Genomic DNA, 26,744 nt, shown 5'->3' with positions numbered 1-26,744 from the left:
CCACAACGTCTTTTTAGAAATTGGGGGTCATCCGCGGCGGCGCCTCCGGCATCCGACCGCGGTCGCCCCTCAGCGCCGGTAGCTATCGAGTCTGTGGGCGTCGAGCTGCCGGTAGGCCTCCCACATATCGCTGCCCATGGCGCGGACACCGGAGGCGTTGTAGTGCCGATCGGTGTCGCTGTTGAACGCGTTGCGGTGGCCTGGGACGAAGGCCGTCCGCGGGAGTCGGCGCGGGGTGTCCTCGTGCACGGCGTTGATCGGCCGGTAGTCCTTGCCGCTGTGTTCCATCTCCTCGGGAACCATGCCGCCCACGATGATCGGCAGTTCGGGGCCGTATCGGGCGCGCAGATCCTCGAATAGCGCGTCGAGTCTGCGCTGATAGTCCGGCGCTGTCAGGAGCGGGACATCGGACTCGCCCTGGTGCCACAGCACCACGGCCACAGTGGCATCCGGATAGCGGGCGAGCGCCGCGTTGATCGAGGCCACCGCTTCCCGGTACAGATTGCGCCGAGTCGTGGTGTTCGCGATATCCCAGGTGTAGCCGTTCTTCGGGTGGAACGAGGTGTCGCCGCGTGCGCAGGGCACCAGGAGTACGGGGCGGTTGGTCGCCTCCGCAAGCGCTTTGCCGAATGTCACGCCGAAACCGACACGCCGCGAAGGAGTCTCATGCAGGAGCGGGTCGACGGCGAGGATCGCGGTGTTCTTGGCTCGCCCACTGTTGGCCCACTGGTGTACCAGCGGGTGGGGTGTGTCGGCCGCGTCGAGCGGCAACCCCATGCCGAATGCGTTCGACTGCCCCAGGATCGGGACGATCAGATAGGGATCATCCGGCGGCGTCACGGAAATGCCCTTCGGGGCGAGGAGACGTGTGACCGCGCTCTTGACTTCGCGTGCGGTCCGTCTCCACAAGGGCACGTCGCCGTCGGGGTCACGGCGGTTCGGCATGTCTTGCACAGTACAACCGCGGCGCGGGGCGTCGGCTACCGCTCGACGGTGTCCTGAACGACCGCGACGCACAGGCCGGCGCAGGCGCTGGCCAGTTCCTCGACCGTCTCGGTGTCGGGGTTCGACGGATTGCGTAACCACTCCGCGATGATCTGGTTGACGCCGCCGACCATGAACACGGCGCCGCGGCGCAGGATCGCCGGTTCGGGCAGTCGCGCGCCCAGCACCGAGGGGGCCTGTTCGATGATCGAGGCGACGATCATGTCGAGCAGCTGCATCCGGTGTTCGAGCAGACCGGGCACACCCGTCACGTCGCCGGAGACGATCCGGTGCAGGTGCGGGTCCTCGGCGACGATGTTCAGAAACGCCGTCAGCGCCGCGCGGAGTTTGTCCCGCAGGTCCCCGCTCTCGCCGATGCCCGCCACGAGCATGGCTTCAAGCAGCTGCACGCGCACCTCGTCGATGATCGCGAAGAGGAGGGCCTCGCGGCTCTCGAACTGTTCGTAGAAATAGCGGGTGATCAAGCCCGCTGACGCGCAGACGCCGCGCACGGTGACCTCGTTGAGGCCGGATTCCCCCCAGATCCGCCGGCCGGCGGAGATCAGCTTGCGGCGACGTTCGGCGCGACGGTCCGCTGCTGAGATGCCGCCGTAGTCGCGCACCACTTCCGCGCGTTTCATTGACAGCACCTTACCCCCGGACCTATTTTTGATCACACACGTAGTCCAAAAGGCTCAAAGGGGAGCACCGATGTCCGCGCATATTCCGACTCGCCATCCCGAGTCGCCCCGTCCGGTACCCGGGATGATCAAGCTGCTGGCGCTGGCACTCGGGATCCGCACCCCGTCCGCTGACCAGTGGCGCAGCCTGGGGGAGCGGCTCACCGTCGGTGACGAGCCCATGGATCGGCTGCTGGACTGGATGATCGACACCGGCCTGGCGCAGACCCGCCCCTTGTTCGACCGGGCGCTCGCCGAGGGCATCGCGAGCGTTCCCGAGGCGCCGCAACCGCTGCGTGATTTCTTCCGCACGGTCGAGGCGGTACCCGACTGGGTGGATCCCGCGGTGCTGCGGCGCGGCCAGCGGGCGTTGCGCCGGGGTGGTGCGGACGGCATGTACGTCGCGCGGGATGTATCCCTGCTGGGCGGGTATCAGTTCGCCGGTTTCAACAAGACGCTGTTGCGCACCGGGGCGCTGGAGAAGGGTTCCAACAAGCGCTTCGCCGAGACCATGCAGTGGGCCATGGACGTCATCTCCGAGGACGGGCTGCAACCGCGGGGAATCGGGTACCGGTCCACGATCCGCGTGCGACTCATCCATTCCTTCGTGCGCAGGCATGTCGGGCAGATGCCGGATTGGCGCGCCGAGGCCTGGGGTGTGCCGGTCAACCAGACCGATATGGCGGCGACGCTGGTCGGTGCGCTCATCGCACCACCGGTGGGTGGACTCGGGATGGGAATCCTCAACGCACCAGAGGATCTGGAGGCCATCGCCCATCTGACGCGCTACGTGGGGTGGCTCATCGGTGTCGAGGACGAATGGTTGCCGAACAGTTTCCGTGATGCCATCCGGATCCTGTTCCACACGCTGACGGCTCTGTCGACCCCCGACGAGTCGACCCGCCAGTTGGCTGTACCCATGGCGGACGACCCCCTGGGGTGGCACTACGACAGCCTGCGTGGGCTGCGGCGGCGGCTGGCGCGCCTTCAGCACCTGTCGGTGACCAGTGCGTTCCTCGGTCCCAGGGGGATGAGAATGCTGGGGCTGCCCGCCCACGTGCCGCCGTGGTACCCGCTGATGCGGTTGCCGGTCAATGTGGTTCGCAGCGTGATCGCCATGGCGGCTCCCGGCGGGATGGAGCGCGCCGCCCTGCGTGGACAGCGGGAACAGCTCGCGTTGCTACGGACGATGATCGGTGACGGCGAGGTGGCCGTCGGCGAATCCGCCGCACACGTGAGCCGGGTGGCATAGCCGCGCCGCGATCACTGCGGCCACTGGCGCGTCAACTCGTCGGCGGCCCAGTCCGGCCAACCGGGTTGTCCGATCAGCAAGCCGGAACTGATCTGTGCCACGACACGTGGCCCCCGGACGGCCGAATTGTCGTACACGGTGGTGTTGTCGGCGATTCGGGCGGCCCGCGCGACCAGGGTCCACAGCCGCCGGTGGCGTTCGCGGATCTTGTCCTCGGGAACGCTGTGCCCGCCGGCAGACACGCGCAGCCGCACCCGATGAACCGCCAACTCCTCGGGGATGATCAGGATATGAAGCGCGACAACGTATCCGGCAGTTGCAGCTTCGGTGATCAGCTCGAGTTTCGACGGGTGGGAGAAGACGGTTTCGGCGATGAACGAGTCGCCCCGCGCGATCAACGCGGACCGGGTCGTTGCGGCGATCCGTGCCGCCTCGTAGGAATGTGCCGCAGGATCGTCGGGCCAGCGCCGCTTGGCGATCTCATCGGCATTGACGAATGCACTGCCGGGCAGCAGGGGAGCGAGGGTCAGTTCGACGAAGGTGGATTTACCCGCTCCGTTGGGGCCGACGACGAGGTCGAGACGTTTCACCGCCGCTCAGGTCAGGACGCCGGGCCCAGCGCCACGGAGGTGCCGTCGGGGTGGTACTCGACCAGCTGGCCGTCCTCGTCGATGGCCACCGTGGTGATGCCGCGCGCCGCCAGGGCGGCACCGTAGTCGGAGCGCACCAACTTCTCTTCGATGGCGGCGCTGATCTCGGCGTTGAACACCACACCTTCTTCTTCGGAGAGGTCGGCCAGGGGCAGGGTTCCGGACAGGGCGGCCTCGACCCGGCGGCGGGGGGCGGTCTGTTGTGCGGACACCGCCCGCCCCACGCGGGCCCAGTGATCGAGCTGCTGCTTGGCTGAGCGGCTCTGCCTGCGGCCTTCAGCTGCCGCGCTGTCGAACAGGTCGGCGGCAATGCGGGTCGGCTTGTCGGCGACGTCAGTCACGATAGGCTCCTGTAGCAGAGTGCAACGATATGTAGCAATATGCTACAGCGCTGGGTGGGGTTCCGCCAACGGCCGCGGCCCGGCCGGATGCGCAGCCCGGGGTTGGGTGGCCGACACCCTCCGGAAAGTGTCTGGTGGAACTAGGCTCAACGGCCATGGCGACACTCGCATCGGTGAATGTCGGATTGCCGGCAGAGGTGCCCTGGAAGGACCGCATCGTCTATACGGGAGCCTGGAAGACGCCGGTCGAGGGCCCGCGGATGGTCCGCCGGCTCAACATCGACGGCGACGGCCAGGGCGATCTCGGCGGCCACGGCGGAGAGAACCGCGCGGTGCTGGTTTATCAACTCGACTCGTACCGGCATTGGATGGGCGAACTCGATCGCGACCTGCACCCTGGTGACTTCGGGGAGAACTTCACCGTCGACGGACTGCCCGACGACGAGGTGTGTATCGGTGACCGGTATCAGATCGGCGAGGCCCTTCTTGAGGTGACGCAGCCAAGAGTCACGTGCTATCGACTGGGTCTGCGCCTCGATGAGCCGCGGATGGCCGCTCTCCTGGTCTCGCACCGTCGGCCCGGATTCTATTGTCGGGTATTGCGTGAAGGGCACGTCCAGGCCGGCGATGACATCGTGAAGGTCGCCGACGGCCCGGAAGGTGTGACCGTGGCCGAGATCGACGCGTTGCTCTATCTGCCGGGCCATCCGCGCGCCGGTCTGCAACGGGCACTGCGTGTCGACGCGTTGAGCCCGGGATGGAAGACCTCGCTGCGGGCTCTGCTCGACGATGCCGGGGAAAACGCTGCCCCAGCCGGGAATCCCGGGCTGACGGGGATGTCCGCGGGCCCGCCGGCGTGGTCCGGGTGGCGCACGCTGCGGGTGGTCGAGGTCGAACGCGAGGGCTTGGAGGTGACCTCGTTCACCCTGGCCGACGCGCAGCCGCTGCCCGAATGGCAGGCGGGGCAGTCGATTGCGGTGCGGGTACCCGTCGACGGTGGCACGAGCAGTCTCATTCGGAACTACTCGCTGTCGAATGATCCCACCTCGGGCAGATATCGCATCGGCGTCAAACGCGAATCGCAGGGTGCGGTCAGCCGGTGGATTCACGAGCACGTCGCCGTCGGTGCAGCGCTCGACATCGCCGCGCCGCGTGGGACTTTCGTTCTCGGGACCGATACCGGCCCGGTGATCCTGATCTCGGCCGGAGTAGGAGTGACCCCGATGCTGTCGATGTTGCACGCCCTCGCCGCGGCCCACCGGGATCGTTCGGTGTGGTGGCTGCACGGGGCGCGCGACGGCGCCCGCCAGGCCTTCGCCGCGGAAGTGCGTGATCTGTTGAAGACGCTGCCGCGCAGCGAATCTCGGGTCTACTTCAGTGCGCCGACGCAGTCCGACCGAATCGGCGTCGACTATGACGAGCCGGGCCGGATATCGGTGGATGCGCTGCGCCGGCTCGATCTTCCGGTTGACGCATCCGTGTTCGTGTGTGGTCCGGAGGCGTTCATGCGGGAGGTCGGCGAGGCGCTTGTCGAGTGCGGTGTCGACGCCACCAAGATCAGCACCGAGATTTTCGGCGCCCGTACCGCACTCACGCCGGGGCTGATGCCGACCGCACCCGTTGCACCGCATCCGCCGCGCGGCCCCGTCGGTACGGGACCCATGGTGCAATTCGCCCGCAGCGCGCTGTCGGCGCCGTGGGGCACCGGGTACGGCAGCATGCTCGAGTTCGCGGAGGCATGTGATGTGCCGGCCCGATGGTCATGCCGCACCGGCGTGTGCCACAACTGCGAAACAGCCCTGCTCGCCGGTGACGTCGACTACACCCTGGAGCCGCTGGAGCCGCCGGCCGCGGGAAACGTGCTGCTGTGTGTGTCCACGCCCCGGAACGACGTGGTCATCGACCTGTGATCAGGCGGTCGCGTCCAGGATCTTGATCGCGAACACGAGGCTGTCGCCGGCCTGGATTCCGGCAGCCGGCTGCCCGTTGGGGTAGCCGTCGGCCGAGTTCATCGCGACCGCGACGGTGGACCCGACCTTCTGGCCCGCGATGGCCTTCTGGAAGCCGGGCACGACGCCGTTCAGCGGAAAATCGGCCGGGGTGCCGCGCTCGTAGCTGCTGTCGAACACCGAGCCGTCGCGACCGTTGACGCCCATGTAGCAGACCAGCACGGTCGCCGTCGGGGACACCACAGGTCCGTCGCCGGCTTTGAGGGTGTGCACCTGGGTCTCGGTGACGCTGAACGGTCCGCCGACCTTCACATACGGCGCCGTCGTATCGGTGGAGCCACTGACCTCGACGTTGCCGGTGGTGCCTGCCAACGTCCACTCGGGTGTCCCGGCGCTTGCAGGGGCCGCGGTGGGGCAGCTGGGGGTCGCCGGGGGAGCTTCGGGAATCGAGGACCCGACCTGAGCGATCGACGGCGAGCTCGCCGAGGGTTTCGACGACGTGTCCGAGTCCGAGCCGCATGCGGAAAGCGTCATGACCAGGGAAGCGGCACCGGCCAGGAGTGCGACAGAGGCAGAGACACGGGAAGAGTTCACGACCGTCACGCTACAACCGCGCGATATGGGCTTGGCCGCTAGCCCCGGCCGGGGAGCGTGGACCACCATCGCGGGCACCGCTGGGTTACCGTCGGCGTCGTGACCGATACCGACACGGCACGTCTGGTCGCGGCGGCCCACGATATCGCCGATGGCGTGCTGTTTCCCGCGTCGGTGGAGGTGGATCGGACGGGAGCCGTGCCGGCGGGCCACTGGCAGCGGCTTGCCGAGTCCGGGTTGTACGGCATCGCGGCGCCTGCCCAGCTGGGCGGACCGGGCCTCGGGCTGCCACAGATGGTGGAGATCCTCGAGACGCTGGCCGGGGCGTGCCTGCCCACCACATTCACCTGGGTGCAGCATCACGGCATGGTTGCGGCGCTGGCCGCCTCCCCGAACACCGCGCTGCGCGACGAGGTGCTGCCGGAGGTCGTGGCCGGGCGGATCCGGGGTGGCGTGGCCTACGCCGGTGCGGTCCCGGTTCCTCCGCGGGTGCGCGCCGAGCGCGTCGACGGCGGATGGCGGTTGTCGGGTCACGCGCCGTTCGTGAGTGGCTGGGGCATCATCGATCTGCTTCAGATATCCGCGGGTGATATCGCCACCGGCGATATCGTCGCGGGGGTGATTCCGGCGAAGCCGCAAGCCGGAATCGCCAACGTCAGCGCCGTTCCGCTGTTCGTCGCCGACGCGACACGGACGGTGTCGCTGGACATCGACGGCCTCTTGATTCCGGACGATCGCATCGTGAGCCAGGTCAGTCGCCCGGATTTCATGGCGAATCAGAACTTCGGCTCACGCCTGAACGGCACGTTACCGCTGGGCATTGCCGGGCGGTGCACCCGACTGATCGGCGCGCTGGGCCATGGTGATGCCGCAATCGCATTGCAGGCCAAGGCCGACGCCGTCCGCGCACGTCTGGATGCCGGTATGGCGGACTCGGCTGAGCTGCTGGCGGCGAGGGCCGAAGGGGCCGAGTTGGCGGTGCGGGCGGCGGGCGCTTTGGTGGCCGCCACCGGCGGACCGGCGTTGACGATCTCCTCACCCGCGCAGCTGCTGGCCAGGAACGCCACCTTCACCGTGGTCGCGGCGAGTCGTCCCGAGCTCAAAGAGCTTCTGGTGGGCCGGTTTTCGTCCTGAACTCGGTTCGAACATCGCACGCGCGAAGCGAAGCGCCGCAATCAAAATTGGTTGCGCTCCCAGTGAGCGATCGGTCATGATGCACGCGGGAGTCGGGTCAAGCATGGGGATGCTCCGCTTCCGTGTCGGTCAGGGGAAACCGGGGGGACTGCAAGGATGGCGTGCCGAAAAGGTGATGTGGTGACTGCCCGCAGGCGGATCGAGGGCATGGATGTTCCGGCGGTGCCGGCCGGTTCCACGGGTACGGTCGTGTCGACCTCGGTCTTCGGGCGGCCCAAGCGCGTGCAGTTCGTGGTCGCCGACGCCTGGGGTGACAAGCACTTTCAGGTCGAGGTCGGCCGCGGTGATGTGCTGCACCACTGAACCGGTGGGGTTTGCCCACCAGATCCTCGGGTAGCGGCCGCTGCCGATCGGCTGAGGTGTCCGCTTTGTGTGACCCATGTCATGGGGTCAATTTCCGGTTGGGCGCGTAGCGGCCCGATACGGCCGGGTACCCGGAGAGCAAGGTGCACTTGCGCCGACACATCCGCCAACGTAAAGGGGCGAAATCCATGTCTATCGCTGACACCACCACACTGCTTGCACAGCTACGCACCGTATTGGACCTGACCAACACCGAGGTCCAGATCGCCGAGACCAGGGTTGCCCAGGCCCGCACCGAGGCCGTCAAGCGTGAGCTGACTCGGAACGCCGCCAACGGCCGCGATCGCGCCGCAGCCATCGAACAGGCCATCCGTGACCTGGGCGGTTATCCCGATGTCATCGGCCCGTTCCTCGGTCGTGCCGCGGCCGCGGTCAAGGCGCTGACCGAGCAGGCCGAGCCGTTCGACGAGGCGCTGCTCGGCGACCTGGCTCTGGAGGACCAACTGCTCGACCGTTCGCGTTACATCAAGGCGCTGGCGGTGGCTGCCAAACAGCCCGAGGTCATCGCGCTGGCCGACCGGCTGATCACCGCGCACGCCGCGACGGTGGAGTGGTTGACGACGGTGCTGGCCGAGGATGCGCTGGGTGGTCCGGCCGCCCTTCGCCGCACGCCGCTGCAGGCGGCTACCGGCGCGGCGGTGAAATTGGCCAATCTGCCGGGGCTGTGGACCGCGCGCAGCGTGGACCGCGCGCTGGAGGTCATTCGCAACTTCCGCCCGAATGTCGATCAGCTGATCGACCGCGGCGCCCACGCAGGGGAGTTGGCCGGCCGGGTGCTGTCCGGTTCGCGTGATGCCGCACTGGCCGCTGCCGAGGACATCACCCGGGGTGACGGCGCCGAACAGGCCGCCGACGCGCTGCACGCGCTGCGCAGCGCGTCCGGGGCGCTGGATCCCGCCGAGCTGCCGATCGCCGACTACGACGAACTTCCGGTGGCCGAGGCAATCTCGGCCGTCAAGGAACTGACCGATCCCAGCGACATTCGGGTCATCGTGGCGTGGGAGGAAGCGCACAAGAACCGTCAGCGCGTCGTCTCGGCGGCGCAAACCAGGCTGGCCGCAATCGCACAAGAGGTTGTCGGGATCAGCTGACCCGACCGATCATCGGTGCCCCGTGCCCTAGCCGCGGGGCACCGTATCGTGTCCGCACCCAGAACAGAAAGTATCGACCTGCCATGGCAAAAGTCGACGTGTCGGTGTCCTCGGATCTGACACCGGATCAGGCCTGGAAACTGGCCTCAGACCTACAGCGGTTCGAGGAGTGGCTGACGATCTTTGGCGGCTGGCACAGTCCACCGCCGGCTTCCATCGAGGCGGGTACCAAGGTGTCGTCGCTGATCAAGGTGAAGGGTTTCCGCAACACCATTCATTGGCGGGTCACCGATTACGAAGAACCGCAGCGAATTCGGCTTGTCGGTCGGGGACGTGGCGGGGTACAGATCGCGCTGGCAATGACGGTGGCCGATGAGCAGCCCGGATCGACGTTCCATCTGGTCGCAGACCTGTCCGGTGGACTTCTCGGTGGGCCGGTCGGCGCGCTGGTCGCCGCGGTGTTGAAGTCCGATGTCCGCCGGTCGGTGCAGAACCTCGCCGAACTGCGTTGAGGCTCAGGCCCACTGCTCCCACGGCACACTCCAGTCGCCGTTCTGCCAGAGCTGCAACGGCTTACCGCCGGTGTTGCGTACCTCCACGACATCGCCGGGCACGGAGAAGTTGTAGAACCACTGCGCATTGTCGTGGTTGAGGTTCAGACAGCCGTGGCTGGTGTCGGTCTTGCCCTGCGCCCACACTGTGGCATCCAGCTCATGCAGGTACACACCGTCGGTGCTGACCCGCACCGCATAGGGGATCGACTCCTTGTAGCCGAGGTGCGAGTTGATCGGCAGACCGTAGGTGGACGAGTCCATGATCACCGGATTGCTCTTGTCCATCACGGTGTAGACGCCCGGCTGCGTCCAGAAGCTCAATGTCGTGTTGCCGACGGTTTCGGTGCCGCCCCGGCCCATCGACGTCGGCATGGTGCGCACCAGCGTCCCACCGTCGTACACGGTGACCTGTTTGGTCTTGTCATCGGCGATCGACACGTGCGACGCGCCGATGGTGAACGTGGTCGGGGCGTCCCGGCCGACGGTGACGACGGTGCCGGGGGCGTAGTACTGCGGCGGCCGCCAATGTGCGGTCGTGTCATTGACCCAGTGCCAGGCGCCGGTGACCGGAGGTTCGGTGGTCACCGTGAGTTGTTGTTCGGCCGCGCCACGATCGGTCACGGGCGCGGCGAAATGTGCCACCACGACCATGCCGATTCCGTAGGTGCCGCCGTTCTGCACCGGCGCACCCGAGGTGGACGTCAGTGACACCGCTGGCAGAGGATCATCGGCGCGCGACAGCCCTGCCGGCCCGTACAGCACGGCGGCGAGCACCGTGCCGGTCAGCGCAAGCAGCGCAGTACTTCGGCGCGCACGTTCCATCGGCCACACTCCGTCTCCCGGTGCTGAGCTTGTCGAAGCCGGATCCTAGCCGGGGTTGCTGTGAACCACTCCGAGTGCGGCCCGGGTCGGTAGGGTCGTGGTGTGCGGTTCCGCGCTTACCTTTTCGATGTACAAGGCACCCTGCTGGATTTCTTCGGGCCCGTGAGCCGTGCCGTCAAGAACTTCCTGGACGCGAATCAGATCACCACGGTGGATGCGGGTGAATTCACCCGGGACTGGCGGACAAACTACTTCCACCGGGTGAGAACTCTGTCGCAGTCCGTCGACCAGTGGCATCCGGTGCAACGCGAGTACGCCGCCGGGTTCGGCGAGGTCTGCGTCAGTCACGGACTGGCCGAGCCGACCTGGGCCGCTGCGGAATCGGTCGCGTCGAGCTGGCAGCGGCTTGAGCCCTGGCCCGACGCGCGGGCCGGAATGGCGCGTCTGCGCCGCGATGCGATCACCGCGACGTTGTCGAATACCGATATGAGCACCATGGTCTCGCTGTTCAAGAACCTGGCGATCGACATCGATGCGGTCTTGACCGCTGAGCTGGTCGGCGCGTTCAAACCCGACCCGAGGACCTATCTGCGGGCGTTGCAGTACCTCGGCGTGCAGCCCCACGAAACGGCGATGGTTGCCTGTCACCCCTATGACTTGGACGCGGCAGCCTCGCTTGGGTTGGGCACCGTCTTCCTGAGCCGTCCCCACGAGTACGGCGATCCGCACTTCGCTCACGAGATGACTGCCGGGAGTGTCGACCAGGTCGTCCGCGCCGTCGGCGATATCCGGTGACGCGCCGGTCAGAAGTCCCAGGTTGCCGGTACGCAGCGGAAGGCGTCGCCGGCGACGGCGACGTGGCAGACCGAGGGAAAGGGAAGGTGGGTGGCCACCAGCGACTCGCCGGTCGCTGCCAACTCCCGTAGCAGCTGGATCCGAACGCGGGCGGCCTCTTGTGGGTCGTGCTCAAAACCGTTCTGCCACTCCGGATTGTCGAACCCGGGCGCGAACACGGCATCGCCGGCGAACGTCAGCTTGTCCCCACGTGACTCCAGGCGGACCACACTGTGTCCGGGGGTGTGGCCGCCGGTGCGGCTGATGAGCACTCCCGGCGCTACTTCGTACTCCGTCTCGAACGTGCGCAGCCGGCCGTGGTATTCGTCCAGGAACTGCGTGGCGACCCGGCGAAGCACATCGGGTATGGGCGTCGGCATGACGGTGTGCGAGAAGTCGGGAGCCGCCCAGAACTCGGCCTCGGCGGTGGCAGCGTGCACGCGCAGGTCCGGACGCAGCCGTTCTTTCAGTCCCTGGGTGAGCAGCCCTCCGACGTGGTCCATGTGCATATGGGTGAGTACCACGTCGGTCACGGAGGCGAGATCGACACCGGCGGCCTCCAGTCGTTGCACCGTCTGCCCGGCCCGGGGGAAGTCCGGGAACTCCAGTCCCAGCCCGGCGTCGACGAGGATGGTCCGGTCGCCGCTGCGCACCACGACGACGTTCAGCGGCCAGTCGACCACCTCGGGCGGCAGGAAATTGTCGTCCAGCCAGGTGGCGAGTTCTGTTGATTCCACATTGGTGGCCAACGTCGAGGCAGTGATCGGCAGTACGCCATCGCTGATCACCAGCACCTCGATATCGCCGACGCCGACCGCGTAGCGCGACGGGACCAACTCGCCCACGACACCGGTGCGGGAAATGTTGTCCAAGCTCATGCTGCTGTTCTCCTGAGGGCGGTACCCGAAGGCACGGTGGTAATGACCTGTCCTCTGGGTTGATCGCTCTCCGTGGCGGGGATTCATCCCGAGATCGCGTGTGCCGGTGCGGAAACGCCGACGAGCCGCCGCTCACAGCTGCCGACGGCCCCGGTTGTCGAGGATGACCTTGCCCACTGTCTGCTTGGACTCCAGGAGTTGGTGTGCCCGCGCTGCCTCGGCCATGGGAACGATGGTGTCGACGACCACCCGGACGGTGCCGCTCTCGAACAGGGGCAGGACATCGCGGGTCACCCCGGCGATGATGTCGGCCTTCTGATGAATCGGGCGAGCTCGCAGCATGGTGGCGGTGACACTGGCGCGTTTGGACATCAGCAGTCCGATGTCCAGCAGCGTCGGTGTGGTCGAGCCGCCGATGATCACCAAATGGCCGTCCGCGGCCAGGCATTCGAGATTGCGGGCGAGGTAGTCCGAACCCACGACGTCGAGGATCGCGTCGACCCCGCGGCCGTTGGTCGCTTTCAGGGTGGCGGACACGAAGTCGTGGTCGCGGTAGTTGATCGCGGTATGGGCGCCGAGCTCCAAGCCGATACGGACCTTGGCATCGCTGCCGGCAGTCGTGATGACATGTGCCCCGATTGCGGTGGCCCATTGGATGGCGAAGGTGCCGATACCGCCGCCTGCTCCGTGGATCAGCACGGTCTGGCCTTCGGTGAGTCCTGCGGTCATCGCGAGGTTGGAATACACGGTGGCGGCGACCTCGGGCACGGCCGCGGCTTGCACCACGGTCAAACCGCGCGGGATCGGCATGACCTGGGTGGCCGGGACCGCCACCTCGTCCGCGTAACCGCCGCCGTCCAGGAGCGCGCACACGCGATCCCCGACCGACCACCTGGCGACGTCGGTTCCGACGGCGGTGATCGTGCCGGCGCATTCCAGCCCCAGCGGGCGCGGCGCCCATGCCGGGACGGGATAGTGCCCGCGGCGCTGCATGAGGTCGGCGTTGTTGACCCCCGCCGCCTCGACACCGATCACCACTTCGTGGGCGCGGGGAAGCAACGGTGGTACATCCCGCCACTGCAGAACAGCGGGCGGGCCGGGCTGGTCGAAGACGATGGCAGAGCTCATCGTGCAGTGGCCCGTCGTGCGATGCTCTCGGCGTACAACGGTGTCTCGACCCGGCAATGCCTGCCCGAGGCTTCTTGCCGGGCCTGTGCCGCCTCGTCGAACGTCTGCCCGTTCTCGGCGATGAACGTCAAGAAATCCTCGGTGGGGTGCGAGGTCACCGTGTTGGTGTAGCGGCAGCGTTCGCCGTCGAGCTGCTCCATCCGGAGCTCCCAGATGACCTGCGTCGTCGTCCATCCCGCCGGGGTGAGAATGTCCGACAGCGACACCATCTTGCAATAGTGCGCCTCGGCCACCTCGAAACGGTATTGCTGGATCACCAGGCCGGTCCCGATCATTTCGACGTTGATCGACATCGGTGTACCGTCGTCATCCACGGTGTAGCCCGCGGCCTTGTGATCGCCAGGCGCGCAACGCTGATACTCATGTGTGGGAAGGGTTTTCAGCCATTGTGCAATATCGACACGATCGAAGTTCGCCTCCACCTCGGCAGTGACCACTGCATGCGAAAGAACCAGATCGTCGCGAACCGCGTTACCCATTGACCGCTCCTGTCGTAGCCCCGTCGGCCGGTGTGGCCGGGGGATGCCGACAAGCATGTCGGTCCGCGACGGGGGGAACAATGACGCTGGCGTGACCGCGGCGGTACCGCTAGCCCCCATTGCGGCGGGCAAGCAGGTGGACTTGGGGGAAGCGGTGCACGTCGTCGGGCCGACTGACCATCCGCCACTGTTCGCCGAAGCCCCCTTCGGTGAGTACCCTGCTGAGTTCATCTGGATGCCAGCGCCACGCGGGGGCCACGGCGTGATCGAAAGATGTTGCGGGACCGGGCATGTCGGAAGACTGGGTTGCGATCAGCACGGGTGCGCCGGAAGTGAGCCGGCGGGCCCACAGCCGGAGGATCCCGGGCAGCAGATCGGGTGGAATGTGGATCAGGCTGAACCGAGCGATGATCGCCGCGACGGGTCCGTGCACCCGGGTGAGGGCCGCGTCGTCCTCGACGAACCTGAGATGAGGGTAGGTCCGGCGGGCGATGGCCAGCATCGCGGGGCTGGGATCGCAGCCGATCACGTCGAGGCCGCGACGTGTGAGGTCGTCGGTGACATGTCCGATTCCGCATCCCACGTCGATGACGACGCCCGCGGCGCGAATATCGTCCACGAAGGCCGCCACCGCATGGTGCTCGATCGGTGACTGATAGGGACCGGGAAACATCGCCGCATAGCGTGCGGCAAGCGCGTCGTATCCCGGTTGTGTCATGTGCTCACTCGCGCAGCGCGTCCTCGATGCGTTGTACCTTCGCCGTGAGCTGGCCCACGTGACCGGGCCGGATGTCCGCTTTCAACACCAGACTCACCCTGGGGGAGGCCGCCGCGACGGCCTCCACGGCTTGCTTGACCACCGCCATCACCTCGTCCCACTCACCTTCGAGGTTGGTGAACATGGCGTTGGTCTCGTTGGGAAGGCCCGAAGCCCGGACCACCCTGACCGCTTCGGCGACGGCCACGCCGACACTGCCGTCCTCATCACCACCCGCCGGGCTGACACTGAATGCCACCAGCATGGTCGTCTACTGCTTGCTGAAGGCGGTCGGGCGCACCACCAGGATCACGCGGTCGGCCTTGTCGGCGGGCGGTTCGGTCAACGGCCCGTCATACCGGTCGTTGAGTTCGAGGTAGAACGAACCGGTCGGGTCGGGCACGATCTCTTCGACGACGCCACGCACCTCGAGGTAACGGTAGGGGTTGTCGGGGTCGATGATCGACATCGCCACCGCGGGATTGGCGGTGATGTTGCGATATTTCTGCCGTTTGGTGGTGTGGGTGAAACGCAACAGTTCGCCGTCCCAGCTGAACCACATCGCGTTGACCTGGGGCGCGCCGTCGGGACGAACGGTGGCGAGGTGTCCGTACAGCGGGCGTTCCAGAAGTGACTCATAACCCTCGGGAATGGCGACCATGGTGATCCTCTCGGTACGACAGTGACGCTGTCTACGAAAACTACTGTGCAACAACAGTATTAATAGTACGGTGCCATCTCTGGTGGCGCGGTGGGGCAGAGGTGTCGACGGGTGGGACGGAATTGAGTTCAAGTCGCCGCCGAATCGGGGCCGGTGGAGATAATCTAGGCGGTGGATGACCGGACCAGAAAGCGGGTGTGCCATGTGCGCAGCGATCTCACCGAACCTTCGACGGTCTGCGGCGGCGGCCTTGTCGGTCGCCTTCGCAGTGATGGGGCTGCCGATCGCAGTCGCGCATGCCGACGATCTGACGTGTTCCAACGGTGAGGTGGCGATGGACGGCACCTGCGTTCCCCCGACGGACAACAGCTCTGCCGCGCTCGGGCTCCCGCAAGGCAACGTCGGTGACGTGGTGTCGTCACTGAACAATCCCAGTCTGTTCGATCCTCCGTACCAGCTGACCGAGGCCGAAGTGGCGTCACCTGGATACAACGCTGGGGCCGGCCACGCGGGTGGCGGTGGTGGTGGCGGCCACGGGCGCTGAGCCCGGCTGGACTGGTGGGGGATCAGGCATCCGGCGCAGCGGTCCGTCAGGGGTGGCTCGATGTCGGCGACGGAAACCAGGTCTTCTGGGAGGCTCGGGGAAACGTAGCTGGGCGTACGGTGCTGATCGTGCACGGCGGTCCGGGTGGCGGCAGATCTCGCACCGCGCACCGATCGTTTGACCCGAACGCCTTTCAGATCGTGTCATTCGACCAACGTGGGTGCGGTGACAGCCTGCCCCACGCCGCCGATCCGGCGACCGATATGCGCGTCAACACCACCGCTCATCTGCTGGCCGACATGGAGCAACTGCGGGAACACCTCGGTGTGGATCGGTGGCTGCTCTACGGAGGATCGTGGGCTTCCACACTGATCCTGGCCTACGCCCAGCGCCACCCGCAGCGGGTGGCCGGCGTCATCCTCGTCGGTGTCACCCTGACACGACCGAGTGAAATCGACTGGCTCTATGGCGGTCTGCGTCGATTTCTGCCGCAGGAGTGGGAACGGTTCCGCGCCGTCGTTCCGACGCATCTGCGCGACGAGAATCTGGTCGAAGGCTATCGCCAACTGATGGAACACACCGACCCTGACGTGCGGCAGCACGCCGCATACGAATGGTGCGCCTGGGAGGACGCGGCGATCGCTCATGAGGTACGCGGCAGACCCGGGCAGTACAGCGCGCGGCCCGATGATGACAAGCTCGCCTTCGTACGGATCTGCACCCACTTTTTCGCCCATCACGGCTGGCTCGATGAGGGACAGTTGCTGCGCGATGCCGGCAGGCTGGCCGGCATTCCCGGTGTCCTCATCCACGGGCGCCTCGACCTGTCCGCGCCGCTGCACACCGCGTGGGAAGTCGCCCAAGCATGGCCGGAGGCTGAGCTGGTGGTGATCGAGGACTCCGGGCACACCGGCAGCCCCGCGATGAGAGAGGCGATCGAGCATGCGATCGCAGGGTTTGCCGACGGTGGGCGTTACGCGCATACGTGGTGAGCCGCCCGAGGCACGATCGACGAGTGCGGTTGCTCTGTGGTCTAAGACTGCAGGATGTCGGCAGGGGACACGGTGGTGACGAAAGCGCTTGCCGCGGCCGCGAGTTCGGGGTCGGTGGTGGCCAGTGCATCCGCCTGCAACCGGGTCAGTGCGATGTACTCGGCCCGGTAGGCGTCCGGCCAGTTCAGCGTGGCGGCGATGCGCCAGGCCTGGTCCTGCAGTGATCGGTCACCAAGGAGCCGGATCCGCATTGCCCGGATATCGTCGAGAACCTTTCGGCCGGTCCGCTCATCGATCTCGCCGTGCTGCACCGAGTGGTACACGAGAGCCAGCACCTGCGAGCGCAGTAGCGTGGGAGCCGCCAGGCTGTGCTCTGGTGGAATGGTTGCGCCGCCAACGGCGAGGTCGACAGCCACCTGTGCATCGATGACGAACGTTGTCATGCCAGTACCTTTGCACGGGGACGGCTGGTGTGGCGATGAGGCGGAAGTGAAGAAACCTGGCGGAGGTGAGATGAGCGCCTCAGCGTCGCGGGCACCGGGACTCGGGCCGGCCGGCGGCGACCCCGATCTGATTGCGCGGGTCGAACCGCTCCTACGGGAAGCCGGCCTTCGTGATCGCGCCAGTGTCGTCCATGTCAAGGACCGCCAGTCGACCGAGGCACATTTCGGCGCGGGGCCCGACACGGTCTACGAAATCGGATCTCTTGCGAAAACGATGACCTCGTTGCTCTTCGCCGAAGCCGTCGAGGCCGGTGAGTTGACAGCCGAGAGCACCCTCGGAAGCCTGCTCGATCTCCGCAGCAGTCAGGTCGCCGACGTGACACTCGAGGAACTGGCCAGTCACCGATCGGGGCTGCCGCGGATCGCCGCGGGCCCGAGGGATCGGGTGGCCGCCCTTCTCGCCGTCCTGCGGCACCGCAACCCGTACACCGCCGATGCCGCGACGCTGCTCGCACAAGCGCGCACGGCAAGAATCGCTGGGAGAGGCTCTTTTTCGTATTCCAACCTGGGTACCGCGCTACTGGGCGAGGCGCTCGCGGTCCGGGCCGGCACCGGGTACCCCGAATTGTTGGACCGTCAACTGTTCGGACGCCTCGGGATGAAGCGGTCGAGCACACCCCTGTCTGCTCGCGACCTGCCGCCTGGCGCACCGACGGGGTGGAGCGCCGGCGGCAAGAGTGAGCAGGCGTGGACGTTGAATGCGTACGCGCCTGCCGGGGGAGTGCGCTCAACCCCGGCCGATATGTGTCGGTACGCACAAGCCCTGCTTGACCGCAGGGTGCCGGGCCTCGACGCGCTCGAACCGCGTTGGGACGCGGATAACGGGAGCCGGGTGGGCTACGCGTGGTTCACCAATTGCATCGGCGGCGCGGACGTCACCTGGCACAACGGCAGAACGGGTGGCTTCACGAGCATGCTGGCTCTCGATCGGTGCCGCGCGGCGGCGGTGGTGATCCTGGCCAACACTGCTGTCGCCGTTGATGAGATTGCGATCCGCATTCTGCTCGACGCGATATGACGGCCCGCCCGGAGGCTGAATGGACTGGTTTTCACTCGTCGAGCCCCGCAAGTGAAGCGGCGAACATGAAGCAGCCATAGGTGATGTTGCGGCTGTGTGCCTCGACAACCCCGGGTGCTGACAGAACCTCGCGAAGCGCTGTTTCTGCTTCGTTGCCGTCGTGCATGGTGGTGGCGGGGTGGATCCAGCCGCGAGAGTCATATGCGCGCAGGATTTGCGGACGGTGCAGCCATTCGTCGGGATAGGTGGTCCACTGCGGTGGGCCGTCGCACGACTCGGCGTGGGCGAATACCGCACCGACTTCCTGATAGGGGCTTGGCCCTCCCGGTATCGGGGGCGCGTAGCCGAACAGGATCAGTCGTTCACCCGGCCGCGAGTTGCGCAGGCAACAGCGAAGCGGGCTGCCCGGCGCGTCGGTCAGTTCTTCGACGGGAGTACCCCACGCGTCGCGAGCGGATTCACGGACGTGATCGAGGAGGGAACCCGCGATGGGATGGATGAGAAACGACGGAGATGGCATTCGTCGATGTTGTTCTGAGACAGTCGAAAGCGCTGGCGGATTTCCGACAAGACACTTGTCTTCATCAGTTCAGCACGGTTGGCGTTACTGAGGGCCGACGTCGACCTGCGTCACTCCGGAGTGATATCCGGCAGGACTGAGGGGGTCACTCGGTCGACGATCTCGCGGACATACCAGCCGGGCACCACGCCGTCCTCGATAGCCGAAAGCGCCGCCTTGACCGCGCCGCAATTGTCATGACGTTCGTTACCCGCTCGAAGGGCCGCCCATGTGCCTCCAGGGACAGTCCCACACGTCGAGTAGTGACCAAATGCCCTTCGGCCATGGTGCCTTCCGCCCTTTCGGTACACCCGGTCGCCGGCGCACCATCGGTATATCCCACGCCGGCACGGTGTCGACGTGGCAACGTATCGGAAGGGTGGCCGATGAAATCGCTACTCATCTGCGTTTCGGTCTCCAACGGCAACACTCGGCGGGTAGCAGACCGAATGGCCGAGGTACTCGGGGCTGAAGTCCTTGAGCCCGAATCGGTTGACGTTGAGACCCTCCGAGACTACGACCTCGTCGGGTTCGGGTCTGGCATCTACTTCATGGCGGTACATCCCAGGCTGTGGAGGTTGATCCGACGACTGCCGCGCGGCAACGGCATCCACGCATTCACGTTCATCACCAGCGGTGGACGTGAACTTCCGCTTCTGGGTTACCGCCGAGCGGTGCATCGTCGGCTCACCGCGAAGGGTTTTGAGGTACTTGATTCGTTCTCGTGCCGCGGTCTGGATACGGTCGGACCGCTGCGGTGGGTCGGCGGTGTCAACAAGGGCCGGCCCAACGACGCCGACCTCGACCGGGCAGCGGCTTTCGCGGCGCAGCTCCGCGAGCGGGTGGCGCAGTCGCCGAGGGCGCGGTGACCGGGCCCTCAGCAGGCAGGCTGAACGCTTACGCGGTTCAGCATCAGGGACTTTCGCCCTGAACTCTGGGGACTGCAGGAAGTTTCGGATCCGCACATGGTTGCACTCGACGAACGGGGAAGCTCGTGAACGCGAATATCGGTCACATGGTTGGCCGACAGTTGCGGAGGCTGTTCGGGTCGATCATGCTCAGCATCGGCCTGGTCTGTACGGTGTGGCCGGCGGGCGCGCTCGCAACCCCTTCGTGTACGAATGTGAGTTCAACGACGACCATGTGTCAGAGTCCGGGAAATGTACAGATCGTCACGTCGCCCGGCACCGTGGCCACTCCCAGCCTGGGTTGGCCCTACTGGGGCGGTGGCCTTGTGATCGGCATCGGTGGCAGAAGGTGACCTGTGTTCCCGTTGTGGCAACTTAGGTGAATTAAACTGAAGGGCAGTCGATTTCGATGTTCCAACTCAGGATCTACACCCTGCGCTCGCCGGAAGCTCTGCAACAGTACGCGACGGTACATTGGGCCCGGCACCTGGCGACCTTCCCCAAGTTCGGGATCGTCATCCACGGCGTGTGGACTGAGCAGGTCGACGGTGCCCATCGTCTCGTCGCGCTGGTCCGATATCCGCCGGACGTCGATCCGAAAGACCTTACCGGCCAGATCATGACTAGCCCGGAATTCGCCGCCGATATGGCCGGCTTCGACTTCGATGACATCGTCGCAGTCGAAGCGACGCTGCTCGACCCGACCTCGTTCTCGCCGCTTCGCTGACGCAAACCTGGAATGGCTGTCGTCGGCGTGCTGGTGGCTGTGCGTATTCGTTTACTTCATCTTCACGCGGGTAGAGGCCGCCGTGTTGTGTGACGAGCTCTCGGCCACGCTGGCACAAGGCGGGGAGAGCGAAGACCGTCCAACGACAAGCACATATGTGTTAAAGCGGCCTGCGTGCTGTCAATATTCATAGGTTGAACGTTCGAACTCGACGCTGTTTCACTCTGCTGTTAGCGTAACCTCCCGGCGCACCGACACCTTGCTTCATCAATTTGTTGACCCCCACTTTTCACCATCGGTACAGCGCCCGGTTTGTATTGAGCAATTAAACGAACTGGGCAGAATTCGATCCAACGACGGCGCGTAGCCATGCCATTTGGAGGTACTTACACCTTGGCGAGATATGACGCCTATTTGCATCGTCTCAAAGTCACAGCCGCAGCGAAGATGATCCCGGCCGAGGACTTCGCGGATGCGCGTTATGACGAGACCGAAGAGACTCAGACGACGGACGTGATGATTCTGTTGAGTACCCCCCGGAGCGGAAGCACACTGCTCTGTGAGTTGATACGCGAGAATCACGGCTACACCGCGCACGAGTACTTTCAACCGTTTCAATATATGCCGCTGTTGGCCGATCGGTGGAACTGTCACAGCGACGGCACGATCGACGGTGCCGCATACATTCGTGCACTGCGGCGACACCGAACACACAAGAATGGCTGGCTCGGGATAAACCTGCACGGAAATCACCTGCCTTACTTCTCCAGTATTGAGCGATATCTCGGAGACCTTCGCGTTCATTATGTACGTCTTCGAAGAGAAGATCAGATAGCCCAAGCGGTGTCGTTCGAGATCGCGATGCAAAGTCGAAGATGGTCGAATCACTTTGACTCCAAAGCGCAGGCGAAGTATTCATTCCGGCGGACGTTGAGAATGCTGGAAGTAATCCGGAATCAAAACACCGTAATCCAGAGCTTTCTGGCCGAGCGTCGTGTGCCGTACCGAGACCTCACGTACGAGTGTCTGGTGGCCAGGCCGGAGGAGACGTTGCGCAGCCTCCCCGGGATCCCGCCAGACCATCTCCTCTCCGTGACGCCGAGACTTTGCCGGCAGGCGAATGGACAGTCTGAAGAGTGGACTCGGAAATTCATCAGTGATGTGTTGGACGACCAGTTCAACGCGGACAAGGACCTAGGTGGCCTGCTTCAGCTCCGTCAGCGATTGAAGCTGCGTCGGCTGCGGGTGACGTGAATCCGGCGCCCGTCAGTCGGTCAGTGATGCTGGCGCCGCACGGATGGCATCTGCGGTTCGCCGAGAACCCGGGTCCCTCCGAGTTCTGAGTCTCCGCAAGCCCCGCAATTTCCCCGCTCGGCCGCGGACACCCGTGAGCCCACCAAACAGGAGTTTGACGGCATGATCTCGTTCATCATTCCAACGTTGAATGAATCGAAGACCATCATGAATACGCTTAACTCGATCACCCCATTTTCCGGTGACCATGAGATCATCATCTCTGACGGAAACAGCAGGGACGAAACAGTTTCATTGTGTCGGAACCACGCCTCCCGGATCATGGTCCATGACGGGCAGACGAGACAGACCATCGCGATGGCGCGGAATATGGGCGCGTCAGTGGCGCGAGGCGATTACCTCGTCTTCCTGGATGCCGATGTGGTTATTCCCGAAGTCGACATCTTTTTCGAAACGGCGCTCGCCGAATTCCGCTCGAGGCCGGACCTGGTGGCCCTCACGGGCAAGTACCGGGTCACACCCGAGATCAGTACGGTTGCCGATCGCGCCGTCTTCACGATGTTGGGACTTCAGTTCTTTCTTCAGAACAACGTGTTCAGGATTGGCGCGGCCGGCGGCGAGTTTCAAATGATCGCCGCGGATGCATTTCGAGAAGTTGGCGGATTCGACGAAAAGCTGGTCGCCGCGGAGGACATGGATCTATTTCGGAGGCTGTCGCGAATCGGCAGAACCCGGTTCGTCAACGGCCTCACCATTTTTCATACCGGCAGAAGAGCACATGAGGTGGGGTGGCCCAAGCTCCTGTGGCAATGGTTCACGAATTCTGTTTCCGTGTACTTGTTCCGGAAGTCTGTAAGCCGAGAATGGGAAGAAGTTCGTTGAGCCGGCGAACGAGGAATTCACCTCGTCTTTCTGGTACACACCCAACTCAACGAGGGAAAAGCTGACACCCGAGGCGGCGTCTACGTCCTGCGTGCCGAGACACTGCAGGCTGCGACGGCCTGGCCGGCACCGACCCGCTCCACCGCGACGGAATCCGCACCGCGCACGTTCATCACTGGATGTTGAAGACCGACTACAACCGGTGAGCCCGAGCCCGACGGCACTGCAGTTCGCCTAATCAGGATGTCCCGCAGGTATTTCGGCTTTCAGGACCGACTCAACCCAGGATCGCTCGCGCAGCGCGCTCGGCGATCAGCATGACCGGTGCATTGGTGTTCCCGGAAGTGATGGTGGGCATCGCCGAAGCATCGATCACGCGAAGACCCGCGACGCGGTAGACGCGACAGTCGCTGTCGAGCACCGTGGCGGGAGACCGGGGTACGCCACGTGTGTCGAAGGCTCCCATCGCGCAGGTGCCCACCGGATGGAAGATGGTCGTCCCGAGTTCACCCGCTGCCTGCTGCAGGTCGTCGTCGCTCACCAGCTGGGGCCCGGGAAGCAGCTCGTCGGGGCGGTAGCGGGCCAAAGCCGGTGCTGCCATGATCTTTCTGGTCATCCGGAGGCCGCGTACCGCAGCCAGATGGTCGGCTTCGGTGGACAGGTAGTTGCAGGAGATCTTCGGGTAGGTCAGCGGATCAGCACTGGCGAGGCGTACGTGGCCACGCGAGCTGGGTCGCAGATTGCACACCGAGGGTGTGATCGCTGCGAAACGGTGCAGCGGTTCGCCGAACTTGGCCAACGACAACGGCTGCACATGCCACTCCAGATCGGGACTGGCCAGTGTGGGGTCACTCCTTGCGAATGCGCCCAACGTAGACGGCGGCATGGTCATGGGACCCGAACGCATCACCAGGTACTGAAGTCCCATGCCGGCCCGGGTGATCCAGTTGCGGTACAGCGTGTTGACTGTCCGGGCGCCCCGCACCCGGTAGACGGTTCGCAGCTGCAGGTGGTCCTGGAGGTTCTCACCCACTCCCGGCAGATCGACGGCCACCGGCACGTGATGCTGGGTGAGCAGACCGGCCGGACCCAGACCCGATGCCTGCATCAGATGCGGCGACCCGATCGCCCCGGCGCTCAGGATCACCTCCCGGCGGGCTCGGACGTCGATGGTCTGTCCGTCTTTGAGCAGTCGCACACCGGTGGCGCGGTGCGCAGCGGTGGTCCAGGCACCGCGACGTTGATCCTCCTGGACCTGGTCGTCCATCAGCAGCTTCACGGCCTGGGTCTGGGTGTAGATGGTGAGATTGGGCCGGTGGGCGACGGGGTGCAGGAAGGCATCGGCCATCGACCAACGACGGCCACGCCGTTGGTTGACGTGAAAGTACGCGCTGCCGGCGTTGTCGCCGCGGTTGAATTCGTCGATGGGGGAGATGCCGACCTGGGCGGCGGCCGCCTGCCAGGCGTCCAGGATCTTCCAGCGCACCCTCGGCGGCTCGACACGAATCTCACCGTCGGCGCCGTGCCACTCGTCTGCGCCGCCGAAGTAGTTTTCCAGGTCCTTATAGATCGCCAGTGTTTCGCCGGGACCGTCCGAGCCGCCCCAACGCCATCGCTCGTCACCGGTGGCCTGTGCCCACAACTCGTAATCGCTGGCCTGTCCGCGCATGTGGATCATGGCGTTGATCGACGAGCAGCCGCCGATCACGCGGCCCCGGGCGTAGAGAATGCTGCGACCGGCCAGACCCGGGTCGGGTTCGGTGGTGAAGCACCAGTCGGTGCGGGGGTTGGCGATGGTGTACAGGTAGCCCACCGGCACTTTGATCCAGAACCAGTTGTCCTTACCGCCGGCCTCGATCAAGAGCACACGGTGATCCGGGTTGGCGCTGAGCCGGTTGGCCAGCAGGCAGCCCGCGCTGCCCGCTCCCACAATGACGAAGTCGAAGTCAGCGACAGGGCTCATTTCCGGCATCGGGAGAGACTAGAACTTTGTGGCCCCTGGTGGTCGCAAGACGCGACGCTTCGTGCCCCTCGACACAGCGCACGAACACCGACACACCGTTGTCGCGGCATCCTCAGATGCTGGTGTCATGAACAAGAACACGAATATGGCGGAGACAAACTCGGTTGCTGCGGACGCGGCGCTGGGGGTGTGGTTGGAGATGTGGAACACGAACAGTGAGATCGCGCGCCGGATCTGCAGTGCGGACTTCCGGATTCACTTCCTGATCTCCGAGAACGATGGGTCGAATCCGGGCGACGACGTGCTGGGCGCGCAGAGTTTCGCTCGGTTCCTGGATCGGTACCGCGAGCAGCATCCGGACGTGGTGTTCACCGAGGTCGCACGGGCCGTGGACGGTCCACACGGGCGGATGCTGTGGAACGTGCGAAACGGGGAGCTCGCCGCGGGCGGGATCGATGTCTTCGACTTCACCGAGGATGGGCTGATCCGCGAGGTGTGGTCGGTGACCGGGACACGCGCGCACCTCACCTGAGACCGGGGGAGACTCACCTTCATGAGGAGAGCCGAGCGGTTGTACGCGCTGGTCGATCTGCTGCGGGGAGCACGCCGGCCGTTGTCGGCCGCTCGGCTCTCCGAGGAGTTCGAGGTGTCCAAGCGCACGATCGAGCGTGACATCCAATCGCTGCAGCTCGCGGGGGTACCCATCTACGCCGAATATGGGGTGGCGGGCGGGTATTCCATCCTGCGGGAACACTCCCTGCCGCCGCTGAATCTCTCGGTAGCGGAGTCGCTGGCGGTGCTTGCGGGGCTTGGTTTGCTGGAGAACTCGCCGTATGGTGCGGCGGCGCGTCGGGCGCGGGCCAAGATCCTCGCGATCAGCCGCGAGGATCAGCTCGCGCCTGTCGACGAGGCGCTGGCGTCGATGTTCGTCATCGACGCCCACCCGCCGTCCGAGGCGGCGATCCCTCTGATACCCGAGGCGATCGCCGCGCGCCGGGTCATACGGCTGGACTACACCTCAGAAAACGGCGAGACCCACACCACCCGCGACGTGGAGGCGATGGGTCTGCTGCACGGAGGTGATTCGTGGATGTTCGTGGGATGGTGTCGGCTGCGTGAGGGCATCCGTGGATTTCACCTCGGCCGTATCCGGCACCTGGAGATCACCGCAGAGGTGTTTCCCGAACGTGATCCTGCGGTGCTCGACGCGGATCTGTCACGGTGGCGCACCCGGCGGCTGGGGTGACGGACCTAACCGTTGAGGGACATCACCCGTTGTCCCGCCATGCGATCACCTGCTTGAGAGACGTCAGGTCGTAACCGTTGTCGGCGGTGAGTTCGGTTTGGAACAGCGTCACTCCCGCGTCGCGGAAGGCGTCGGCGCTGTCGGGGTTCTCCCACAGCGTGGAGCGTTCGATATCGGCACCGTTGCGGCCGAACGTCGCTGCCAACTCGTCGACACGGTCGCTGGATCTGCGGAACGCGTCCAGATCCTGGAACGCGTGCCAGATATCGGCGTGCCGGGCGATGGCTGGCAGCGAGCGCTTGGGTCCGGTGCCTCCGATGAGGATCGGGAGCTTGCGCACGGGCGGCGGGGTCAGCGCGGCGAGCCGATTCTCGATGCGGATGAGGCTCTCGTCGAACAGATCGAAGCGGGAGCCGAAGGTGCCGAAGTCGTAACCGTAGGTGGTGTAATCCTTTTCGTACCATCCCGCGCCGAGTCCCAGGATGAGTCGGCCGCCGCTGATGTGGTCGACGGTGCGCGCCATGTCAGCAAGCAGGTCCGCGTTGCGGTACCCGACGCCGGTGACGAGGAGTCCGATCTCAGCGTGTGAGGTGATCTCGCCCCACGACGCGAGCGCGGTCCAGCCCTCGAAGTTGGCGACGTCGGGCTGCTCGTCGAACATGACGGGCTTACCGTCGACGATGCCCTTCATGGCCGGGCGGTGAAAGTGGTCGTAGCCGAAGATCACGTCGACGCCGAGGTCGTCGGCGGCCAGGACCGCTTCGCGCCACGTGGCGTAGTCGGGCGCGCCGCCGGGCTGGATCTGCACGGCTACGCGAACGGGACGGGTCATGAATGCTCCTGGTTCGGGGAGGGGGCTTCTCTTGAGCCAAGCTGA

At 65.5% G+C, this 26,744-nt stretch carries 31 protein-coding genes and 1 pseudogene; 16 read left to right on the top strand and 16 right to left on the bottom strand.

Annotated features, from left to right (window positions below; genetic code table 11):
* Positions 1-69: 69 nt before the first annotated feature.
* Complete coding sequence (locus FHU31_RS16285) at positions 70-945, bottom strand: sialate O-acetylesterase (RefSeq protein WP_167159894.1); 876 nt, start codon at positions 943-945, stop codon at positions 70-72.
* A 35-nt stretch (positions 946-980) separates the two neighbouring features.
* A complete protein-coding gene (locus tag FHU31_RS16280; RefSeq protein WP_167159893.1) occupies positions 981-1,625 on the bottom strand; it encodes a TetR/AcrR family transcriptional regulator in 645 nt (214 codons plus the stop codon).
* 70 nt (positions 1,626-1,695) lie between these two features.
* On the opposite strand from FHU31_RS16280, the gene FHU31_RS16275 reads away from it, so the two are divergent.
* Positions 1,696-2,916 (top strand): oxygenase MpaB family protein, encoded by a 1,221-nt coding sequence (locus FHU31_RS16275; protein ID WP_167159892.1) that lies wholly within the window; start codon positions 1,696-1,698, stop codon positions 2,914-2,916.
* Positions 2,917-2,927: 11 nt separating this feature from the next.
* Here the strand turns inward: FHU31_RS16275 and FHU31_RS16270 are convergent, their stop codons facing one another.
* Both FHU31_RS16270 and FHU31_RS16265 read right to left on the bottom strand, forming a co-directional pair.
* The gene (locus FHU31_RS16270) at positions 2,928-3,506 is read right to left on the bottom strand and encodes an ATPase (RefSeq protein ID WP_167159891.1); all 579 of its coding nucleotides are present in this window, start codon (positions 3,504-3,506) and stop codon (positions 2,928-2,930) included.
* Positions 3,507-3,517: 11 nt separating this feature from the next.
* Complete coding sequence (locus FHU31_RS16265) at positions 3,518-3,907, bottom strand: TA system antitoxin ParD family protein (protein WP_167159890.1); 390 nt, start codon at positions 3,905-3,907, stop codon at positions 3,518-3,520.
* 155 nt (positions 3,908-4,062) lie between these two features.
* On the opposite strand from FHU31_RS16265, the gene FHU31_RS16260 reads away from it, so the two are divergent.
* On the top strand, positions 4,063-5,817 hold the full coding sequence (locus tag FHU31_RS16260; protein ID WP_167159889.1) for an MOSC and FAD-binding oxidoreductase domain-containing protein: 1,755 nt from the start codon (positions 4,063-4,065) through the stop codon (positions 5,815-5,817).
* On the opposite strand, the gene FHU31_RS16255 is transcribed toward FHU31_RS16260, so the two are convergent.
* Positions 5,818-6,450 (bottom strand): FKBP-type peptidyl-prolyl cis-trans isomerase, encoded by a 633-nt coding sequence (locus tag FHU31_RS16255; RefSeq protein WP_263988246.1) that lies wholly within the window; start codon positions 6,448-6,450, stop codon positions 5,818-5,820.
* 99 nt (positions 6,451-6,549) lie between these two features.
* Here FHU31_RS16255 and FHU31_RS16250 point away from each other — a divergent pair, with 99 nt between their 5' ends.
* From FHU31_RS16250 to FHU31_RS16235, 4 genes are all read left to right on the top strand, one after another.
* Entirely contained in the window at positions 6,550-7,584 is a 1,035-nt protein-coding gene (locus FHU31_RS16250) for an acyl-CoA dehydrogenase family protein (RefSeq protein WP_167159885.1), read from the top strand.
* A gap of 180 nt (positions 7,585-7,764) precedes the next feature.
* Positions 7,765-7,947: a hypothetical protein gene (locus tag FHU31_RS16245; RefSeq protein WP_139169945.1), complete on the top strand. Its 183-nt coding sequence runs from the start codon at positions 7,765-7,767 to the stop codon at positions 7,945-7,947.
* A gap of 188 nt (positions 7,948-8,135) precedes the next feature.
* Entirely contained in the window at positions 8,136-9,098 is a 963-nt protein-coding gene (locus FHU31_RS16240; protein ID WP_167159883.1) for a ferritin-like domain-containing protein, read from the top strand.
* An 83-nt stretch (positions 9,099-9,181) separates the two neighbouring features.
* Complete coding sequence (locus FHU31_RS16235; RefSeq protein WP_167159881.1) at positions 9,182-9,610, top strand: type II toxin-antitoxin system Rv0910 family toxin; 429 nt, start codon at positions 9,182-9,184, stop codon at positions 9,608-9,610.
* 3 nt (positions 9,611-9,613) lie between these two features.
* On the opposite strand, the pseudogene FHU31_RS16230 reads toward FHU31_RS16235, so the two are convergent.
* A pseudogene (locus FHU31_RS16230) lies at positions 9,614-10,363 on the bottom strand (L,D-transpeptidase); the annotation flags it as partial.
* Between the two features lie 213 nt (positions 10,364-10,576).
* Here FHU31_RS16230 and FHU31_RS16225 point away from each other — a divergent pair.
* Positions 10,577-11,269: a haloacid dehalogenase type II gene (locus tag FHU31_RS16225; RefSeq protein ID WP_167159878.1), complete on the top strand. Its 693-nt coding sequence runs from the start codon at positions 10,577-10,579 to the stop codon at positions 11,267-11,269.
* Between the two features lie 8 nt (positions 11,270-11,277).
* On the opposite strand, the gene FHU31_RS16220 is transcribed toward FHU31_RS16225, so the two are convergent.
* The 6 genes from FHU31_RS16220 to FHU31_RS16195 all read right to left on the bottom strand — a co-directional run bounded on the left by FHU31_RS16220 (position 11,278) and on the right by FHU31_RS16195 (position 15,271).
* Positions 11,278-12,186: an MBL fold metallo-hydrolase gene (locus FHU31_RS16220; protein ID WP_167159876.1), complete on the bottom strand. Its 909-nt coding sequence runs from the start codon at positions 12,184-12,186 to the stop codon at positions 11,278-11,280.
* Positions 12,187-12,318: 132 nt separating this feature from the next.
* The gene (locus FHU31_RS16215) at positions 12,319-13,314 is read right to left on the bottom strand and encodes an NAD(P)H-quinone oxidoreductase (RefSeq protein ID WP_167159875.1); all 996 of its coding nucleotides are present in this window, start codon (positions 13,312-13,314) and stop codon (positions 12,319-12,321) included.
* The gene (locus tag FHU31_RS16210) at positions 13,311-13,853 is read right to left on the bottom strand and encodes a hypothetical protein (protein WP_167159873.1); all 543 of its coding nucleotides are present in this window, start codon (positions 13,851-13,853) and stop codon (positions 13,311-13,313) included. The genes FHU31_RS16215 and FHU31_RS16210 overlap by 4 nt, the downstream gene beginning before the upstream one ends.
* A gap of 109 nt (positions 13,854-13,962) precedes the next feature.
* On the bottom strand, positions 13,963-14,571 hold the full coding sequence (locus tag FHU31_RS16205; RefSeq protein WP_167159871.1) for a class I SAM-dependent methyltransferase: 609 nt from the start codon (positions 14,569-14,571) through the stop codon (positions 13,963-13,965).
* Between the two features lie 4 nt (positions 14,572-14,575).
* On the bottom strand, positions 14,576-14,875 hold the full coding sequence (locus FHU31_RS16200; protein WP_167159870.1) for a thiamine-binding protein: 300 nt from the start codon (positions 14,873-14,875) through the stop codon (positions 14,576-14,578).
* 6 nt (positions 14,876-14,881) lie between these two features.
* Positions 14,882-15,271, bottom strand: a complete 390-nt coding sequence (locus FHU31_RS16195; protein ID WP_090357436.1) for a PPOX class F420-dependent oxidoreductase — start codon at positions 15,269-15,271, stop codon at positions 14,882-14,884.
* 175 nt (positions 15,272-15,446) lie between these two features.
* Between FHU31_RS16195 and FHU31_RS16190 the strand changes: the two genes are divergently transcribed.
* Both FHU31_RS16190 and pip read left to right on the top strand, forming a co-directional pair.
* Positions 15,447-15,815: a hypothetical protein gene (locus FHU31_RS16190; RefSeq protein ID WP_167159869.1), complete on the top strand. Its 369-nt coding sequence runs from the start codon at positions 15,447-15,449 to the stop codon at positions 15,813-15,815.
* 14 nt (positions 15,816-15,829) lie between these two features.
* Positions 15,830-16,807 carry a prolyl aminopeptidase gene (gene pip, locus FHU31_RS16185; RefSeq protein WP_409371271.1) on the top strand — a complete coding sequence of 326 codons (978 nt, stop codon included), beginning with the start codon at positions 15,830-15,832 and terminating at the stop codon, positions 16,805-16,807.
* A 41-nt stretch (positions 16,808-16,848) separates the two neighbouring features.
* Here pip and FHU31_RS16180 read toward each other — a convergent pair whose 3' ends face one another.
* Positions 16,849-17,250: a type II toxin-antitoxin system VapC family toxin gene (locus FHU31_RS16180; protein ID WP_167159868.1), complete on the bottom strand. Its 402-nt coding sequence runs from the start codon at positions 17,248-17,250 to the stop codon at positions 16,849-16,851.
* A gap of 70 nt (positions 17,251-17,320) precedes the next feature.
* On the opposite strand from FHU31_RS16180, the gene FHU31_RS16175 reads away from it, so the two are divergent.
* Entirely contained in the window at positions 17,321-18,328 is a 1,008-nt protein-coding gene (locus FHU31_RS16175; RefSeq protein ID WP_167159867.1) for a serine hydrolase domain-containing protein, read from the top strand.
* A gap of 31 nt (positions 18,329-18,359) precedes the next feature.
* On the opposite strand, the gene FHU31_RS16170 is transcribed toward FHU31_RS16175, so the two are convergent.
* A complete protein-coding gene (locus tag FHU31_RS16170) occupies positions 18,360-18,848 on the bottom strand; it encodes a DUF1203 domain-containing protein (RefSeq protein WP_167159866.1) in 489 nt (162 codons plus the stop codon).
* A 425-nt stretch (positions 18,849-19,273) separates the two neighbouring features.
* Here FHU31_RS16170 and FHU31_RS16160 point away from each other — a divergent pair, with 425 nt between their 5' ends.
* From FHU31_RS16160 to FHU31_RS16145, 4 genes are all read left to right on the top strand, one after another.
* Positions 19,274-19,756 (top strand): flavodoxin family protein, encoded by a 483-nt coding sequence (locus tag FHU31_RS16160; protein WP_167159865.1) that lies wholly within the window; start codon positions 19,274-19,276, stop codon positions 19,754-19,756.
* 448 nt (positions 19,757-20,204) lie between these two features.
* On the top strand, positions 20,205-20,522 hold the full coding sequence (locus FHU31_RS16155) for an NIPSNAP family protein (RefSeq protein ID WP_167159864.1): 318 nt from the start codon (positions 20,205-20,207) through the stop codon (positions 20,520-20,522).
* Between the two features lie 393 nt (positions 20,523-20,915).
* Positions 20,916-21,776 carry a Stf0 family sulfotransferase gene (locus tag FHU31_RS16150; RefSeq protein ID WP_167159863.1) on the top strand — a complete coding sequence of 287 codons (861 nt, stop codon included), beginning with the start codon at positions 20,916-20,918 and terminating at the stop codon, positions 21,774-21,776.
* Between the two features lie 162 nt (positions 21,777-21,938).
* Positions 21,939-22,658 (top strand): glycosyltransferase, encoded by a 720-nt coding sequence (locus FHU31_RS16145; RefSeq protein WP_167159862.1) that lies wholly within the window; start codon positions 21,939-21,941, stop codon positions 22,656-22,658.
* A 277-nt stretch (positions 22,659-22,935) separates the two neighbouring features.
* Here the strand turns inward: FHU31_RS16145 and FHU31_RS16140 are convergent, their stop codons facing one another.
* Positions 22,936-24,621, bottom strand: coding sequence for a GMC family oxidoreductase (locus FHU31_RS16140; RefSeq protein WP_208410252.1), 1,686 nt, complete (start codon positions 24,619-24,621; stop codon positions 22,936-22,938).
* A gap of 127 nt (positions 24,622-24,748) precedes the next feature.
* Between FHU31_RS16140 and FHU31_RS16135 the strand changes: the two genes are divergently transcribed.
* Together FHU31_RS16135 and FHU31_RS16130 are read left to right on the top strand one after the other, a co-directional pair.
* Entirely contained in the window at positions 24,749-25,153 is a 405-nt protein-coding gene (locus FHU31_RS16135) for a nuclear transport factor 2 family protein (protein ID WP_167159858.1), read from the top strand.
* A gap of 21 nt (positions 25,154-25,174) precedes the next feature.
* Positions 25,175-25,867, top strand: a complete 693-nt coding sequence (locus FHU31_RS16130) for a helix-turn-helix transcriptional regulator (protein WP_167159856.1) — start codon at positions 25,175-25,177, stop codon at positions 25,865-25,867.
* A 22-nt stretch (positions 25,868-25,889) separates the two neighbouring features.
* Here the strand turns inward: FHU31_RS16130 and FHU31_RS16125 are convergent, their stop codons facing one another.
* Positions 25,890-26,699 (bottom strand): LLM class F420-dependent oxidoreductase, encoded by an 810-nt coding sequence (locus FHU31_RS16125; RefSeq protein ID WP_167159854.1) that lies wholly within the window; start codon positions 26,697-26,699, stop codon positions 25,890-25,892.
* Between the last annotated feature and the right edge of the window lie 45 nt (positions 26,700-26,744).

The sequence above is a fragment of the Mycolicibacterium fluoranthenivorans genome (assembly GCF_011758805.1).
GTDB classification, from domain to species: Bacteria; Actinomycetota; Actinomycetes; order Mycobacteriales; family Mycobacteriaceae; genus Mycobacterium; species Mycobacterium fluoranthenivorans.
This window is presented reverse-complemented; position numbering and strand designations above follow the sequence as displayed.

What these genes read in the sequence shown, in the direction of transcription:
- FHU31_RS16240 (WP_167159883.1), top strand. Translation starts at nt 8,136, where the DNA reads ATGTCTATCGCTGACACCACCACACTGCTTGCACAGCTACGCACCGTA.
- FHU31_RS16130 (WP_167159856.1), top strand. Translation starts at nt 25,175, where the DNA reads ATGAGGAGAGCCGAGCGGTTGTACGCGCTGGTCGATCTGCTGCGGGGA.
- FHU31_RS16135 (WP_167159858.1), top strand. Translation starts at nt 24,749, where the DNA reads ATGAACAAGAACACGAATATGGCGGAGACAAACTCGGTTGCTGCGGAC.
- FHU31_RS16195 (WP_090357436.1), bottom strand. Translation starts at nt 15,271, where the DNA reads ATGGTCGCCATTCCCGAGGGTTATGAGTCACTTCTGGAACGCCCGCTG.
- FHU31_RS16280 (WP_167159893.1), bottom strand. Translation starts at nt 1,625, where the DNA reads ATGAAACGCGCGGAAGTGGTGCGCGACTACGGCGGCATCTCAGCAGCG.
- FHU31_RS16275 (WP_167159892.1), top strand. Translation starts at nt 1,696, where the DNA reads ATGTCCGCGCATATTCCGACTCGCCATCCCGAGTCGCCCCGTCCGGTA.
- FHU31_RS16210 (WP_167159873.1), bottom strand. Translation starts at nt 13,853, where the DNA reads ATGGGTAACGCGGTTCGCGACGATCTGGTTCTTTCGCATGCAGTGGTC.
- FHU31_RS16215 (WP_167159875.1), bottom strand. Translation starts at nt 13,314, where the DNA reads ATGAGCTCTGCCATCGTCTTCGACCAGCCCGGCCCGCCCGCTGTTCTG.
- FHU31_RS16260 (WP_167159889.1), top strand. Translation starts at nt 4,063, where the DNA reads ATGGCGACACTCGCATCGGTGAATGTCGGATTGCCGGCAGAGGTGCCC.
- FHU31_RS16170 (WP_167159866.1), bottom strand. Translation starts at nt 18,848, where the DNA reads ATGCCATCTCCGTCGTTTCTCATCCATCCCATCGCGGGTTCCCTCCTC.
- FHU31_RS16140 (WP_208410252.1), bottom strand. Translation starts at nt 24,621, where the DNA reads ATGAGCCCTGTCGCTGACTTCGACTTCGTCATTGTGGGAGCGGGCAGC.
- FHU31_RS16200 (WP_167159870.1), bottom strand. Translation starts at nt 14,875, where the DNA reads ATGCTGGTGGCATTCAGTGTCAGCCCGGCGGGTGGTGATGAGGACGGC.
- FHU31_RS16220 (WP_167159876.1), bottom strand. Translation starts at nt 12,186, where the DNA reads ATGAGCTTGGACAACATTTCCCGCACCGGTGTCGTGGGCGAGTTGGTC.
- FHU31_RS16145 (WP_167159862.1), top strand. Translation starts at nt 21,939, where the DNA reads ATGATCTCGTTCATCATTCCAACGTTGAATGAATCGAAGACCATCATG.
- FHU31_RS16180 (WP_167159868.1), bottom strand. Translation starts at nt 17,250, where the DNA reads ATGACAACGTTCGTCATCGATGCACAGGTGGCTGTCGACCTCGCCGTT.
- FHU31_RS16235 (WP_167159881.1), top strand. Translation starts at nt 9,182, where the DNA reads ATGGCAAAAGTCGACGTGTCGGTGTCCTCGGATCTGACACCGGATCAG.
- FHU31_RS16155 (WP_167159864.1), top strand. Translation starts at nt 20,205, where the DNA reads ATGTTCCAACTCAGGATCTACACCCTGCGCTCGCCGGAAGCTCTGCAA.
- FHU31_RS16285 (WP_167159894.1), bottom strand. Translation starts at nt 945, where the DNA reads ATGCCGAACCGCCGTGACCCCGACGGCGACGTGCCCTTGTGGAGACGG.
- FHU31_RS16205 (WP_167159871.1), bottom strand. Translation starts at nt 14,571, where the DNA reads ATGACACAACCGGGATACGACGCGCTTGCCGCACGCTATGCGGCGATG.
- FHU31_RS16125 (WP_167159854.1), bottom strand. Translation starts at nt 26,699, where the DNA reads ATGACCCGTCCCGTTCGCGTAGCCGTGCAGATCCAGCCCGGCGGCGCG.
- FHU31_RS16190 (WP_167159869.1), top strand. Translation starts at nt 15,447, where the DNA reads ATGACCGGACCAGAAAGCGGGTGTGCCATGTGCGCAGCGATCTCACCG.
- FHU31_RS16160 (WP_167159865.1), top strand. Translation starts at nt 19,274, where the DNA reads ATGAAATCGCTACTCATCTGCGTTTCGGTCTCCAACGGCAACACTCGG.
- FHU31_RS16175 (WP_167159867.1), top strand. Translation starts at nt 17,321, where the DNA reads ATGAGCGCCTCAGCGTCGCGGGCACCGGGACTCGGGCCGGCCGGCGGC.